Origin of the sequence: Paenibacillus sp. FSL K6-1566 (assembly GCF_038050475.1) — a bacterium.
Taxonomy (GTDB): domain Bacteria; phylum Bacillota; class Bacilli; order Paenibacillales; family Paenibacillaceae; genus Paenibacillus_AQ; species Paenibacillus_AQ lactis.
In genome coordinates this window covers 4,744,942-4,758,633 of record NZ_JBBOSR010000001.1, presented here as the reverse complement: position 1 = coordinate 4,758,633, position 13,692 = coordinate 4,744,942, and the positions used below count along the sequence as shown (strand labels likewise).

Genomic DNA, 13,692 nt, shown 5'->3' with positions numbered 1-13,692 from the left:
CCTAACAAAAAACCTGCCGCCGGCCGGTTCTATTCGCAATTTGGTTCAATAATCCGGGTGATCCGGTCCGGCTGCCGATGGCTGCTGGGAATGGATGCGGAACTCGCTTGGTGCGATGCCGGTCCACCGCTTGAATTGGCGGCTGAAATGCGCATTGGTCTTATACCCCAGCATCATCGCAATATGGTCAATGCTTAGGTCTGTTTGCTTCAACAGCCGCTGGGCCTCATTCAGGAGGGTTTCGGAGAGAAACTTGCGCGGTGCTCTGCCGTATACCTGCCGAAAAATCCGATTAACCTGCGACGGACTAAGGTTCAGCGACTTGGCGATGTCTTGGATCCAGGTTCGCTCGGTCTCCTGAATTTCACCGTGAAGATGAATATATCTTACGGAGTCCTCGATTTGCTCGGCGATCTGACGCGCGATGGATTCTTTTCTGGATAAGGTGACGGATGTGGTCTGAGACAGCTGTCCGACCAGGGAGCCGAGCAGTTCGAATACGGCGGCATGGACCCTCATCTGTTTGGAGGCCGGCAGCGGGCTGGATAAGTGCTCTGTGGCCAGATTGTACAGCGTAGACAGAGAAGAAGACAGTCCCTGGGCTAAAGCCGAATCTGCCGGATAATAAATGTCCTTGCAGCGGTTGAGTTCTCTGCAAAAGGATGTATCGTGAACGCTGAAATGAACGGAGAAGTAAGTGAAACCCTGCTGACCGGCACACGTGCAGGAATGTGTCATGCCGGGGCGAATGAACAACAAGTCTCCAACGGACTGCTTGTACAGCTGTCCATTGACCACCATATTCATCTCGCCGTCCATCATCCAATGAATTTCGTACATGGAATGCTCGTGGGACGGATAAGTCCAGCGGGAATCCACTTTTCTTGCATGCAGCCCCAATAATTGAAAAGACATGCGAACATCGGGCAGACGACCTAAATACGCGGCTTCGGAAAGCTTGGTCACAGCAAACCTCCTCGGTATGTCCTGTATTCCCGTAACGGTTAGACTCATCTTAACAGAAAAATTATGCGTGAAAAGGGTAAATCGTCGTAGAGATTAGCGCATCGTCATGGGCGATCGGTGGTGCTATGGTAGTAATATCAACCCGATGGGGAAGAAATGGGGGCAAGCCTGAATGAGAATTATTCGATTTCTAGACAGGCAACAGAAGCGGCTGGCAGCCGTTACGGATGATGAAACAGCCTATCGTCTGCCGCAGCCGGATTTTATGACTTTGATCCATCAAGCCAGGGAGCGCGGGATCTCTCCTGTTCAATTGGTTGAAAGCGCTTTTAGCCCGACAAGTGAGCTGGCTGGTGATTGGACTTCTCTGCATCTTGTCACGCCACTGGACGCGCCGGAAGTATGGGCGGCGGGTGTTACGTATCAACGAAGCCGCGAAGCACGAAATTATGAAGCTACGGATGGAAGACTGGATGCGGAGACATTTTACGATAAAGTCTATGACGCTGAGCGGCCGGAAATCTTTTTCAAATCCACGGCCGCCCGCACCATCGGACCGAACGAGGCCGTTACGCTGCGCAGCGATTCCACATGGCAGATTCCAGAGCCTGAGTTGGGACTAGTCCTTGCCGCTGATGGAAGTATAGTGGGATACATCGTGGGTAATGACATGAGCTGCCGCGATATCGAAGGGGAGAACCCGCTGTATTTGCCGCAAGCAAAAATATGGCGCAATTCCTGCTCCATCGGACCGGCCATCCGGCTTGCGGAAACGGTGCAGAATCCATATGCATTCAGCATCTTCTGCGAGATTTACCGCGAGGGGCGCATGGTCGTGAAGAGCCAGGCAAGTACAAGTGAATTAAACCGAAAGCTGGATGAACTGGTCTCGTTCTTGGCAAAGGACAACGATTTATTCGATGGTACGGTGCTTTTGACAGGCACAAGCATTGTGCCGCCTAATGATTTTACGCTTGAGCCCGGAGACCGGATTGAAATTTCGATCAGCAGTATCGGTACGCTGGTGAACCCTGTTTTATCAAATTAGTTTTTAATAAGGAGGGCGTATTCCCATGACGGCATTTCAAAGAGAGCAAGTATACAGGAACTATATCAACGGAGAATGGGTGAAGGCTGCGTCCGGAGAAACCGAACCCAGCATCAATCCGGCAAACCGGAAAGAGGTAGTCGGTTATGTACCGGTTTCCGGTATAGAGGATCTGAACCGTGCTGTCGCAGCGGCCAAAGCAGCAGGCCGAGCCTGGCGGCGATTAACCGGCGCGGAACGCGGCAATGTTCTCTACAAGGCAGCTAATGTGCTGGAACGCCGGGCCGACGAGGTCGCCGAGGCGATGACGAGGGAAATGGGCAAAACGCTTGCAGAAGCTAAGGGAGAGACGATGCGCGGCGTCGCGATCCTAAGGTATTACGCCGGCGAAGGGATGCGAAAAATCGGCGATGTCATTCCTTCGACGGACAGCGAAGCGCTGATGTTTACGACCCGTGTACCGCTTGGCGTCGTGGGCGTCATTGCCCCATGGAATTTTCCCGTAGCGATTCCGATTTGGAAGACGGCCCCGGCTTTGATATACGGCAATACCGTTGTGTTAAAGCCGGCGCAGGAAACGGCGGTCACGGCAGCCAAAATCCTGGAATGCTTTGAGGAGGCGGGAATTCCGGCAGGCGTTCTCAATCTTGTATGCGGCAGAGGTTCGGTGATCGGATCTGCGCTTGCCGAGCATCCGGATGTCAACGGGATAACGTTCACAGGTTCCAACGAAGTCGGAAAACGGGTTGGCGCCGCCGCTTTGGGGCGGGGAGCCAAGTATCAGCTTGAAATGGGCGGCAAAAATCCGATCATTATCGCGGCAGATGCGGACCTGGACTTGGCAGTCGAGGCCACCATCAGCGGCGGCTTGAAATCCACCGGCCAAAAATGCACCGCCACCAGCCGGGTCATTGTGGAGCGGAAAGTATATGAAGCCTTTAAAGAAAAGCTCCTGTCGCAAATCCGGGAGATCCGGTTGGGCGACGGCATGTCATCCGAAAGCTGGATGGGTCCATGCGCGAATGAAGGACAGCTCGAAACGGTGCTGAACTATATTCAGAAAGGGCAGGATGAAGGCGCCGTGCTGCTGACCGGCGGAAAAAGAGCGGACGGTCCAGGGCTTGAAGAAGGGTTTTATGTCCAGCCAACCGTATTTGAGGGGGTCGAACCGCATATGTCCATAGCCCGGGAAGAAATCTTCGGCCCTGTGCTTGCATTGATCGCGGTGGATTCCCTGGAGGAAGCCATAGAGACGGCCAATGACAGCGACTTTGGCTTGAGTGCCTCCATCTATACGCAAAATGTCGACGCAATGCTGTCTTTCATCCGGGATATGGATGCCGGATTGGTCAGGATCAATGCGGAAACGGCCGGCGTAGAGCTGCAGGCTCCGTTCGGCGGAATGAAAATGTCGAGCTCGCATTCCAGGGAACAGGGGCAAGCGGCCATCGAGTTTTTCACTTCCATCAAAACGGTTTTCGTTAAGTCTTAGGCGGCGGGAGGGTGCCATGCACGAACAGATTATGTCGATAATGGGGGAGAAAGACTCAAGCTGTTTCGATATTATGGCGTATGCTCCCGGGGCGGCGGGACGGCTGCCTTTAACGGATGACTTGCTGCGGAACGCTCCGAGCGGCGACTTGTTCGGCATGTCCCAGAATGTCGGGATGGGCTGGAAGCCCGGGGAGTTGAACGGAAAACAGTTTCTGATCCTGAGCACGCAGGGCGGAATTCGCAACGAGGACGGCAGTCCTGCCGCCCTCGGTTACCATACGGGCCACTGGGAGGTCGGCCTGCTCATGAAGGCTGCGGCGGAAGAGATATCGGGCCGCGGTGGAATTCCGTTTGCAGGCTATGTCAGCGACCCTTGTGACGGCCGATCCCAGGGAACGACAGGCATGTTTGATTCCCTTCCATACCGGAACGATGCTGCCATGGTGTTCCGCAGACTGATTCGCTCCTTGCCGACGCGCAAAGGGGTGATCGGCGTCGCCACTTGCGACAAAGGTCTGCCGGCGATGATGCTTGCGCTTGCGGGCATGCCACAGCTGCCGGGTGTGATCGTTCCCGGGGGCGTCACCCTTCCGCCTGTCGATGGAGAGGACGCCGGCAAAATTCAGACGATCGGCGCACGGTACGTCAGCGGCGAGCTCTCCCTGGAAGCGGCGGCGGAGCTCGGCTGCCGGGCATGCGCTACACCGGGAGGAGGCTGCCAGTTTCTAGGCACGGCGGCAACGGCCCAGGTCGTCGCCGAGGCGATGGGCATGACGGTGCCGCATGCCGCGCTTGCACCATCCGGGCAGCCGATCTGGATCGAAATGGCTCGGCAATCCTCACGCGCACTCATGGTCATGGAGTCCAAAGGGCTGAGAATGGCGGACATTGTCACCGATGCGGCGATTCGCAATGCGATGGCCGTTCATGCCGCATTCGGCGGCTCTACCAATCTGCTGCTCCACATTCCCGCCATTGCCCATGCAGCCGGTTTAACCGTGCCTGCGGTGCAGGACTGGATTCAGGTCAACAAGCATGTGCCGAGACTGGTCAGCGCCCTGCCGAACGGCCCGATCTTCCACCCGACCATTCGGGTGTTTCAGGCCGGAGGAGTGCCTGAAGTGATGCTTCACCTCAGGCAGCTTGGCATACTGGATGAGTCCGTGCTTACCGTAACAGGTACGACGCTGGGCGAGGTGCTCGACTGGTGGGAATCGTCGGAACGCCGTCATCTGCTGCGGAAGCAGCTGAAAGAGAAGGACGGGGTTGATCCGGATAGTGTCATTATGAGCGCGGAGTATTCGCGGCGTCTTGGCATTACCTCTACCGTAACGTTTCCGACCGGGAATATCGCTCCGGAAGGCTCTGTGATCAAATCCACATCGATCGACCCTTCGGTACTGGATGACCATGGCGTGTATCGTCACAGAGGCAGAGCCAAAGTATTTACAACCGAACGCGAAGCGATCCGTGCGATTAAGTCCGGCGGAGTTCTGGCAGGCGACGTCGTCGTACTTCTCGGGCGGGGTCCGTCAGGGACCGGGATGGAGGAGACTTACCAGCTTACGTCTGCGCTGAAGCATCTGTCTTTCGGCAAATACGTGTCGCTCATTACCGATGCCCGGTTTTCCGGTGTTTCCACCGGGGCATGCATTGGCCATGTTGGCCCCGAAGCGCTGGCAGGCGGGCCAATCGGCAAGCTTCGGAACGGTGACTTGATTGATATCGTCGTGGATCGCAACACGCTGGAAGGCAGCATAAATTTTGTCGGTGAAGGGGAAGTCGAGGTTTCGCCGGAGGAAGGCGCTCTCATCCTGGCACAGAGGCCTTTCCATCCCGATATGCGGCCGGATGAAGCTCTGCCGGATGACACCAGGCTGTGGGCTGCGCTGCAGTCCGTCAGCGGAGGGACATGGAGAGGAAATGTGTACGACGTGGAACGGATCATAACCGCTCTGGAAGCCGGCAAAAAAGTACTGGGCTGGCACTGAAACAATCACTTTTTGTACAATCATCATTTTCATGCCGGAGGTTGCTTAAATGAATATGATCACGAACCCCATTCTTCGCGGTTTTCATCCCGATCCGTCCATATGCCGGGCAGGGGAAGATTATTATATCGCCACATCCACCTTCGAATGGTTCCCGGGCGTACGGATTCACCATTCCCGGGACCTGGTTCATTGGAAGCCGATACAATCTCCGCTGACCCGGACATCGCAGCTGCATATGGAAGGCAACATCGATTCCGGAGGTGTATGGGCTCCCTGCCTCAGCTATGACAACGGCGTGTTTTACCTGATTTACACAGATGTCAAAAGCCGGGTCGGCGCTTTTAAAGATACCCATAATTACCTTGTGACGGCGACGAATATCGAAGGCCCGTGGTCTGAGCCGGTGTATTTGAACAGCAGCGGGTTCGATCCTTCCTTATTTCATGATGAGGACGGACGCAAGTGGCTGGTCAATATGATTTGGGATCACCGTAAAGGAAAGAACCGGTTCTCGGGCATCGTGCTCCAGGAATTTTCCGTTCAGGAACACAAACTGACCGGGCCCGCCGTTAACATATTCAAGGGCACGGAATTAGGGCTGACGGAAGCACCGCATCTGTACAAATATAAGGGGTATTATTATCTGCTCACGGCTGAAGGGGGAACCGGTTATGAACATGCGGTGACGGTAGCGCGATCCCGTACGTTACAAGGGCCCTATGAGGTCGATCCTGCCAACCCGATCCTTACTTCATACGGCAGGCCGGATTTAAAGCTGCAGAAGGCCGGTCACGGCAGCCTCGTCGAGACGCACACCGGCGAATGGTACATGGCCCATCTGGTCGGCCGGCCTGTCAATGGACAGTTTTGCACACTTGGCCGTGAGACGGCTTTGCAGCAGTGCACGTGGAGCGAGGACGGCTGGCTGCGGCTTGCGAGCGGTGACCGATATCCCGAGGTTCAGGTGCCTGCACCAAAAATCAAGCCGCATCCTTTTGAACCGGCACCGGAGATGGACCACTTTGATCAACCCATGCTCCGGAGCGATTGGAATACGCTTCGTATTCCGCCGGATCCGACGTGGCTGAGCCTTACGGAACGTCCCGGTTACTTGCGCCTGCGCGGCATGGAGTCGATGAGCTCGACGCACAGGCAGAGCATGGTCGCCCGAAGACTGCAGGCTTTTGCGTGTGAAGCCGAAACTTGTCTGGAGTTTGCACCGGACCATCCGCAGCAAATGGCAGGGCTGATTCTGTATTACGACACGAAAGACTATCTTTATTTACGGGTAACTTATCATGAAGAAAAAGGACAGTGCCTGGGAATCATTCAGTCCAGATACGGGGTTTACGATGAGCTGCTGGAGGATATTCCGCTGAAATCGGTGAACGGAATCCGGTTAAAGGTTGTGGTTGATCATGACCGTGCCTGCTTCTACTATGCGTTACAGGATGATCCGTCCTGGTATCCCGCAGGCGGATGGTTCGATATCACGCATCTGTCCGATGAATCTCCTGAATATATCCGGTTTACGGGAACCTACATCGGTCTTTGTGTGCAGGATCTTGGCGGGACCCGGAAACACGCTGATTTTGATTACTTTGTATACAAAGAGACGAACAGCACGACGATTTAAGCCGATACTGATATGCCCCCCAATATGACATGGCTTTTCAGATTGATGGAAGAAAAAAAGAGTTCCTCGCCTCTTGTCTAGCAGTTTTGACAAGAAGGCGGGGAAGGTTTGTCCGTTCGCCCATATTATTCGATTTCGATTTGAAAAACGACCGGTACCGAACTTTTGACGGTTACGGTTTGTATCGATAAGGCTTCATCGTTTCGGTCCCATGTCGGCTTCTCATCGAACCCGAGCACACGAATATCCCGGATGATGCCATGATAGTGGGGGGAACGCTCTTTCAGCGAGCGGATGCGGACGATGCCATCCTCAGGATAAGCCAAAACCGTTGCATACAGATAACATCCTTTCATTGTGAAACGGATATCTTCGCTTGTGAAGTCTGTGGCCGTTCCGTCCGTGAATTGACCTTCTTTAATTTCCGTCGGCCCTTCACCGAATGTTTTCCAAAACGTTGTCCCGTATATCGCTTCTCCGTTGACCTGCAGCCAATCTCCGATGGCAATGAGAATATCTCGGTCCTCGGCGGGGATCGTTCCATCTGCTTTGGGCCCAATATTGAGCAACAAACTGCCGTTTTTGCTCACGATATCAACCAGATTCTGAATGATTTCGACTGGCGATTTGTATTCATTATCGGGCGTATAGCACCAGGAGTTCCTCGCAACGGCTGTATCGGTTTGCCAAAAGTACGGCTTCAGTTCCGCAAATTGGCCTCTCTCTACATCAGGGACGGCCGTGCCAAACATATAAGCGTCGTGCTTGTAATTGATGGCAACCGGGTATCCCCATTCGTCGCCCTTATTATAATAATAGGCTGCGAATTTCTTCAGGTACGGTTTAAAAGCGCTGGTCTGAATCCACCAGTCGAAATAAAAAACTTTAGGGCGGAAACGGTCGACCAGCTCGCAGCACCGGAGCAGCCAGTCCTCCAAAAATTCATGACTCGGAGGCGAGCCTGCCAGATCTTGATGATCCGGCTCCGGCATTGAAGGCCAATAGAAGTCGCCACGTGCAAGCGGTTCCCGGATATCCGAATCGAAATCCTTGCCGTGAGACAAGAAGAACCAATGCTCCGCACGGTGAGAAGAGACGCACAGCTCCAGTCCCTGGCGTTCGAAAGCGGTTTTCATTTCAGCGAGAAGATCCCGGCCTGGCCCCATCTCATAGGCGTTAAACCGGGAGAGTCCGCTTTTGTACATTTGGAAACCATCATGATGTTCGGCAACGGGCATTACATATCTGGCCCCGCTGCGTCTGAATAAATCGGCCCATTCTTCCGCGTCAAACCGCTCAGCCTTGAACATCGGAATGAAATCCTTGTACCCGAACTGTTTGTGTTCTCCGTAAGTAGCAATATGATGCTCATATTCCTCTGAATTTTGAATGTACATATTGCGTGGATACCACTCGTTTTTAAAAGCGGGTACGGAGTATACACCCCAGTGGATGAAGATACCGAATTTGGCATCTCTGTACCATTCGGGAACACGAAATGCTCCAAGAGATCCCCAATCGTCTTTGAATCGCCCTCTCGCAATCGTCCCGTCGATCACTTGCAAATATTCATTTCTATCCATGAAGTACAATCCTCCTTTTCGGTTCATGTTCTCTTATGATAGCGCTATCGTAGAAAGGAAAGAATGGATAATACTCATCTCATCGTGGATTTTATTAACCTGTTACGGCCGGAGAAATCCATTTATATTAGGATCATTCCATGTGGTTCAACAGCGTCAAAACGGTGGGTTGACTATGCCTACAACGAGGGCATATAGCCGACAGTGGCTTTGGCGGGGACTGGCTCAGGCGGGGGCGGCAGGCGTATGGATTGCCCAATGTCGGCCGGTGAGGCCAGGCTGCGGCTTCGAACCACTGCATGAGAGCGATTTCCTTTTCCGCACGAACGGGGTATGATAGAAGTGGGAATTTTACATAGCGAAGAGATGGAGGAACCAATCGTGATTAAACATATTGTGTTTTTTAAATTAAAGGAGCCAACAGCCGAAAATATTGAACGGACGGTACAAGTGCTGCGTGATATGGAAGGGAAAATACCGATGCTGAGATCGATCGAGGCCGGTGCCGATGTCATCCGTTCGGAGCGCTCGTACGATCTGGCTCTCATCGTTGAAGTCGATTCGCTTGAGGATCTGCAGGCTTACGCGGTTCATCCGGTCCATCAGGAAGTGATCCGCTACATTAATACCGTCAAGGATCATACGCTCAGCGTTGACTTTGAAGTGTAGCCCGTTGTTTGATAATCATTTAACAGCTCTGGAGGAGATTGACCGTGTATTATGTAAATCAGGAACAAATTGAACGGCGGCTTGAGGCTATTCCCGAGATTGCGGAGGGACTCAGGAAAGCAGCGCAGTCATGGGACGGCGGACTTGTGCTGGGAATGATGCAGGAACGGGCCCTTCATCTGGCGATCGAGGTCGTGACCGATGTCGGAAGCTATCTGATCGACGGCTTTATTATGCGGGATGCAAGCAGCTACGAGGATATTATGGATATCGTCCACGAGGAGAAGGTCTTTCCTCAAGACGTGCACGCCGTGCTGCTGGAGCTGGTTAGGCTCCGCAAGCCGCTGGTTCAGGAATATTACGATTGGGACAGGCATTCGCTGCATCCGTTAACGGCGAAGCTGCCGGATGCTTTGGAGCGGTTCGCGGCGCATGTTCGCGAGTATTTGAAGAATGAGCTTTAAGCGAGGAAAAGGATTCTAACCGTGCAGCACGGCTTGGCGACGCATTTGTAAAACATCCGGTCCGGGATATCCCGGGCCTTTTTCGTGTTAGACAGGTCCTCTTCATAACCTCCCGAGAAAAATGTAAAAAGCTGTGTCAATACAAGCCCATCCTGCTTATAATGCATCAAGCGACTAGGCATTCGCCCGGTCGGATGAAAGGAGGAGTTCCCTATGACGGAGTGGAGCGCGCTTGCGGCTGCTGTTGGAATTATGATCGTTGCCGGCACAGCGATCGTGATGATGCTGTCCCTTCGCAAGCTGCTGCAGCATACGGAAGCCGTTCTTGCCAAGCTGGAGCAGGATAGCTCGCAGCTGGCGCAGGAAGCCTCGCAAGTGTTGAAGCAGGCCTCCGTATCGATGGAGATGGTACAGCGGCAGCTGGCAGCGGGCGAAGCCTTAACTGCTTCGCTGAACGATGCAGCTTCGGCCATTGCCAAGACGGCGGATGCCGTTCATGCCGTAGGGAAGAAGGCTTCGATAACGGCGATTGAGCATCTGGAACGGGCGCGCCTCGATAATGAAAGGCATATCGGGGAGATGTTTCGATGGATTGATGCCGGCATGACCTTATGGCACTCATGGAGCAGATACTCTTCCGCCAAATCCGGCGAGGGGCAGGCCAAATAGAAGGGATGGGATTGTATGAACGATAAGAGCAAAGGACTCCTGTGGGGCGTATTGATCGGCAGCGTTGCAGGCTCCGTGACGGCGCTTCTTCTCGCACCGAAATCCGGAAAAGAGCTTCGGGGCGATATTGCCGAAGGCGCCCGCGGCATCGGGAGCAAGGTGCAGGAGGCAGCCGAGAAGGTTGGGGAGCAGGGCTTGAATCTGGTCGGCATTATGACCGATCGCGCTGAAAACGTGATCTCTGACATTCAGGCATGGCGCGGCCGGAAAGAATCCTGGCTGGAGGAGGAAGACATCGTTCAAGTGTCGTCTTTCAGCGATGATGAGGCTGAGGAGGAAGAGCAGTTTATCAGCTTCATTCCGGAGTCCAAAGATCCGCAAGCATAATCGCTGCGAGGTTCGCGGCCACCATATCGAACATAGGCGAAAGCCGGGACTGCTATAGATGCGGGCCCGGCTTTTACTATGCGCATTTCGCAGCAGGAAGAAGGAATTTGGTCAGCGTTAACGTTGAAAATCCGAGCAAGCTAGTAAGCGTAGCTTTCAGATCGGCGAATTGGCGTCAAGGGGATTTAGGAGGCTTTCCGCGAGTGTCATCCATAGTTCATCTGTGGTCTTCCAGCGCTTGTCTAATCCTGGCGCACCTTGTTGAAGATAGGGGGGAATTGGGGTAAGATTTAGGTACATTTCGAACCGAAATGACATATGGTATCACGTAAACCATGAATATGATGAGAAGGAAGCGGTGGGTTCGTGCAGCAAGCAATCGCAATACTAGACTCAGGTGTGGGTGGGCTGACCGTCGCTAAGGAAGTGATGAGACAGCTCCCGAGAGAGAAGATTATTTATTTCGGAGATACTGCCCGCGCACCCTACGGACCCCGTACACCGGAAGAAGTCCGTTTATTTACGGAACAGATTGTAGATTATCTAATCCAATATGATCCCAAAATGATTGTCATCGCCTGCAATACGGCTACGGCGGCGGCGCTCGATTATATTTCATCCAAGGTGCCGGTGCCTGTCATCGGTGTCATTCATCCGGGCGCGCGAGCCGCGATCAGTGCAACGAAAACCGGCCGTGTCGGTGTGATCGGCACCGTCGGGACGATCGGAAGCGGAGCATATACGGCGGCTCTGAAGCAGCTGTCCCCCTATGTGGAGGTTGAGAGCCGGGCTTGCCCGGATCTCGTTCCGCTGGTGGAACACGGATTATTCCGATCCAAAGATTCGCTGCAGGTTGTCGAAGAATCACTGAATGGAATGAAAGACTCATCCATTGATTGTCTGATCCTTGGCTGTACGCATTATCCATTCCTGATGGATCCCATCCAGACCGTTATGGGGCAGGATGTGAAGCTAATCAGTTCGGCTGACGAGACGGCGCGCGAGGTCAGCACGATTCTGTACGACAAGGGACAGCTCGCCAGCAATGACGAGAGTCCGGTCCATCAGTTTTTTTGCACCGGAGATCCGGTGATCTTCCAGAGCATCGCTAAGGAATGGCTGGGGGATCATATTAAGCGGACGCCGGTGGTATGGCAGATTACGAAGCTATAATTCACGAATCATCATCGAGCGAAAAGGACGAAAGGAGCGGGCCGGCAGGGAAGAAATCCCTGCCGGCCCGTTTTGTGACCTGCCCCTAACGGTGTATGGGATAGGGATCGCGTATGGTTAACGAGTCCGGCGGATCAAGCGTCCGTATCATCCGCCGGTTCAAAGGCACATGATGGACAAACCGCAAATCATATATATGGAGTGGACGATAATCGAAGCGGCTCTGGCCGCGGAAAGGAATCCACTATGCAGCAGTATGTCGTTCAGAAAGGCGATACTTTAAGACGCGTCGCGGCACGCAACGGCCTGGCGCTGGAACAGCTGTTAACGGCGAATCCATGGGCGGCCCAGCAGCCTTATTTGAAAAAGGGGCAATTGTTGTATCTCCCTTCCTCATTGCGCCGGAGGTACATCATTCAAGAGGGGGACACGCTGGAGCGCATCGGCGCTGCCTTCCGGTTATCCGTAGGCGCTTTGATCGACCTGAATCCCGGGTTAACGGATCACAGCCTGCCTCCTGGCAAGACAATGGTTCTGCCGGCTCCGTCATCCGGGCATCTGATCAGGCTGGCGGGCGAGTACGGCCCGAATGAGCTTGAGCGCGATATTCAAGAAATGCGCATAAGGTACCCGGCCCTAAAGTGGACGGTGATCGGCACAAGCGTTCTCGGCAAACCGATCCATGCCGCTTCCATCGGCGTCGGCCCGAAGGCGCTTCATATGAATGCGGCCCTGCATGCCAATGAATGGATTACCGCCCCGTGCCTGTTGCGGTTTGCAGAGGATTACGCCAAGGCGCTGTCCGGAAGCACGCGCATTTATGGAGGGGACCCGGAAGCATGGTATACGGAATATACGCTATGGATCGTGCCCATGGCGAATCCGGACGGCGTGGAGCTGGTGCAGGAGGGGGTAACCCCGGACCATCCTTATTACGACCGGCTGCTTGATTGGAATTATGGACGTGAGGATTTTCGCCGCTGGAAGGCCAACATCCGCGGAGTCGACCTCGGCGATCAGTTTCCCGCGCACTGGGAAGAAGAGGTGGAGCGCAGAGGGAAAACGGGGCCATGCCCGCAGGATTATGCCGGGACCGCTCCGCTGTGTGAGCCGGAGGCTAGAGCCTTATACGAGCATACCCTGGACATATCCCCTGTAAGGGCGGTTTCCCTGCACAGCCAGGGGAAGGAGATCTATTGGAATTACAGGGATTATGAGCCGCCTGAGACCGAAGACTGGGCAAGGATTTTGGGCAAGGCAGCGGGCTACCGCCCGGTCAAGCTGCAGGGCAGCGATGCCGGGTATAAAGATTGGTTCATTCAGCATTATCGGAGACCCGGCTTTACCGTTGAGATCGGTTTTGGCGTAAATCCGCTCCCGCTGGAGGATTTTGAAGATTTATGCGTTGAGGCAGGCTCCATTGCCGCCGCGTTCATGTCACTGAAATAACGTTGGGATTTGAAACGGAAGCGATGCCGAGCTCGTATATCCTTTAGGAGCAGCCGCTGCATGGAATCTCCTGCAGCGGTCTTGTTATTTTTCGCCACGGCTTATGGCTTAAGACCCGGCCAAACGGAAGGCTGAGGAACATTGTATAGAATAAACCGTC

The 13,692-nt window shown here is 54.0% G+C and carries 12 protein-coding genes; 10 read left to right on the top strand and 2 right to left on the bottom strand.

Translation table 11 applies throughout. From position 1 onward, the window contains the following. Positions 1-45: 45 nt before the first annotated feature. Entirely contained in the window at positions 46-966 is a 921-nt protein-coding gene (locus NST08_RS21160) for a helix-turn-helix domain-containing protein (RefSeq protein ID WP_251537935.1), read from the bottom strand. A gap of 172 nt (positions 967-1,138) precedes the next feature. Between NST08_RS21160 and NST08_RS21155 the strand changes: the two genes are divergently transcribed. From NST08_RS21155 to NST08_RS21140, 4 genes are read left to right on the top strand one after another with little or no spacing between them, the layout of a single operon-like run. Then, positions 1,139-2,014 (top strand): fumarylacetoacetate hydrolase family protein, encoded by an 876-nt coding sequence (locus NST08_RS21155; RefSeq protein WP_213614695.1) that lies wholly within the window; start codon positions 1,139-1,141, stop codon positions 2,012-2,014. Positions 2,015-2,039: 25 nt separating this feature from the next. Beyond that, entirely contained in the window at positions 2,040-3,506 is a 1,467-nt protein-coding gene (gucD, locus tag NST08_RS21150; protein WP_213614693.1) for an alpha-ketoglutaric semialdehyde dehydrogenase GucD, read from the top strand. A gap of 16 nt (positions 3,507-3,522) precedes the next feature. Continuing rightward, positions 3,523-5,499: a YjhG/YagF family D-xylonate dehydratase gene (locus NST08_RS21145; protein ID WP_276824975.1), complete on the top strand. Its 1,977-nt coding sequence runs from the start codon at positions 3,523-3,525 to the stop codon at positions 5,497-5,499. A 49-nt stretch (positions 5,500-5,548) separates the two neighbouring features. Continuing rightward, entirely contained in the window at positions 5,549-7,138 is a 1,590-nt protein-coding gene (locus NST08_RS21140) for a glycoside hydrolase family 43 protein (protein ID WP_210095045.1), read from the top strand. 125 nt (positions 7,139-7,263) lie between these two features. Here NST08_RS21140 and NST08_RS21135 read toward each other — a convergent pair whose 3' ends face one another. Beyond that, positions 7,264-8,721: an alpha-L-fucosidase gene (locus NST08_RS21135; protein ID WP_007127666.1), complete on the bottom strand. Its 1,458-nt coding sequence runs from the start codon at positions 8,719-8,721 to the stop codon at positions 7,264-7,266. 381 nt (positions 8,722-9,102) lie between these two features. On the opposite strand from NST08_RS21135, the gene NST08_RS21130 reads away from it, so the two are divergent. From NST08_RS21130 to NST08_RS21105, 6 genes are all read left to right on the top strand, one after another. After that, positions 9,103-9,390, top strand: a complete 288-nt coding sequence (locus NST08_RS21130) for a Dabb family protein (protein ID WP_007127667.1) — start codon at positions 9,103-9,105, stop codon at positions 9,388-9,390. Positions 9,391-9,434: 44 nt separating this feature from the next. Further along, positions 9,435-9,854, top strand: a complete 420-nt coding sequence (locus NST08_RS21125) for a DUF86 domain-containing protein (protein WP_210095046.1) — start codon at positions 9,435-9,437, stop codon at positions 9,852-9,854. Between the two features lie 213 nt (positions 9,855-10,067). Next, positions 10,068-10,523 carry a DUF948 domain-containing protein gene (locus NST08_RS21120; RefSeq protein ID WP_213614685.1) on the top strand — a complete coding sequence of 152 codons (456 nt, stop codon included), beginning with the start codon at positions 10,068-10,070 and terminating at the stop codon, positions 10,521-10,523. A 15-nt stretch (positions 10,524-10,538) separates the two neighbouring features. Next, positions 10,539-10,910 carry a YtxH domain-containing protein gene (locus NST08_RS21115; RefSeq protein ID WP_007127670.1) on the top strand — a complete coding sequence of 124 codons (372 nt, stop codon included), beginning with the start codon at positions 10,539-10,541 and terminating at the stop codon, positions 10,908-10,910. A 366-nt stretch (positions 10,911-11,276) separates the two neighbouring features. Next, positions 11,277-12,083, top strand: a complete 807-nt coding sequence (gene racE / locus NST08_RS21110; RefSeq protein ID WP_007127671.1) for a glutamate racemase — start codon at positions 11,277-11,279, stop codon at positions 12,081-12,083. Positions 12,084-12,329: 246 nt separating this feature from the next. Further along, positions 12,330-13,532: a M14 family zinc carboxypeptidase gene (locus tag NST08_RS21105; RefSeq protein ID WP_210095047.1), complete on the top strand. Its 1,203-nt coding sequence runs from the start codon at positions 12,330-12,332 to the stop codon at positions 13,530-13,532. Positions 13,533-13,692 lie beyond the last annotated feature (160 nt).

What these genes read in the sequence shown, in the direction of transcription:
- NST08_RS21155 (WP_213614695.1), top strand. Translation starts at nt 1,139, where the DNA reads ATGAGAATTATTCGATTTCTAGACAGGCAACAGAAGCGGCTGGCAGCC.
- gucD (WP_213614693.1), top strand. Translation starts at nt 2,040, where the DNA reads ATGACGGCATTTCAAAGAGAGCAAGTATACAGGAACTATATCAACGGA.
- NST08_RS21145 (WP_276824975.1), top strand. Translation starts at nt 3,523, where the DNA reads ATGCACGAACAGATTATGTCGATAATGGGGGAGAAAGACTCAAGCTGT.
- NST08_RS21140 (WP_210095045.1), top strand. Translation starts at nt 5,549, where the DNA reads ATGAATATGATCACGAACCCCATTCTTCGCGGTTTTCATCCCGATCCG.
- NST08_RS21135 (WP_007127666.1), bottom strand. Translation starts at nt 8,721, where the DNA reads ATGGATAGAAATGAATATTTGCAAGTGATCGACGGGACGATTGCGAGA.
- NST08_RS21120 (WP_213614685.1), top strand. Translation starts at nt 10,068, where the DNA reads ATGACGGAGTGGAGCGCGCTTGCGGCTGCTGTTGGAATTATGATCGTT.
- NST08_RS21115 (WP_007127670.1), top strand. Translation starts at nt 10,539, where the DNA reads ATGAACGATAAGAGCAAAGGACTCCTGTGGGGCGTATTGATCGGCAGC.
- NST08_RS21105 (WP_210095047.1), top strand. Translation starts at nt 12,330, where the DNA reads ATGCAGCAGTATGTCGTTCAGAAAGGCGATACTTTAAGACGCGTCGCG.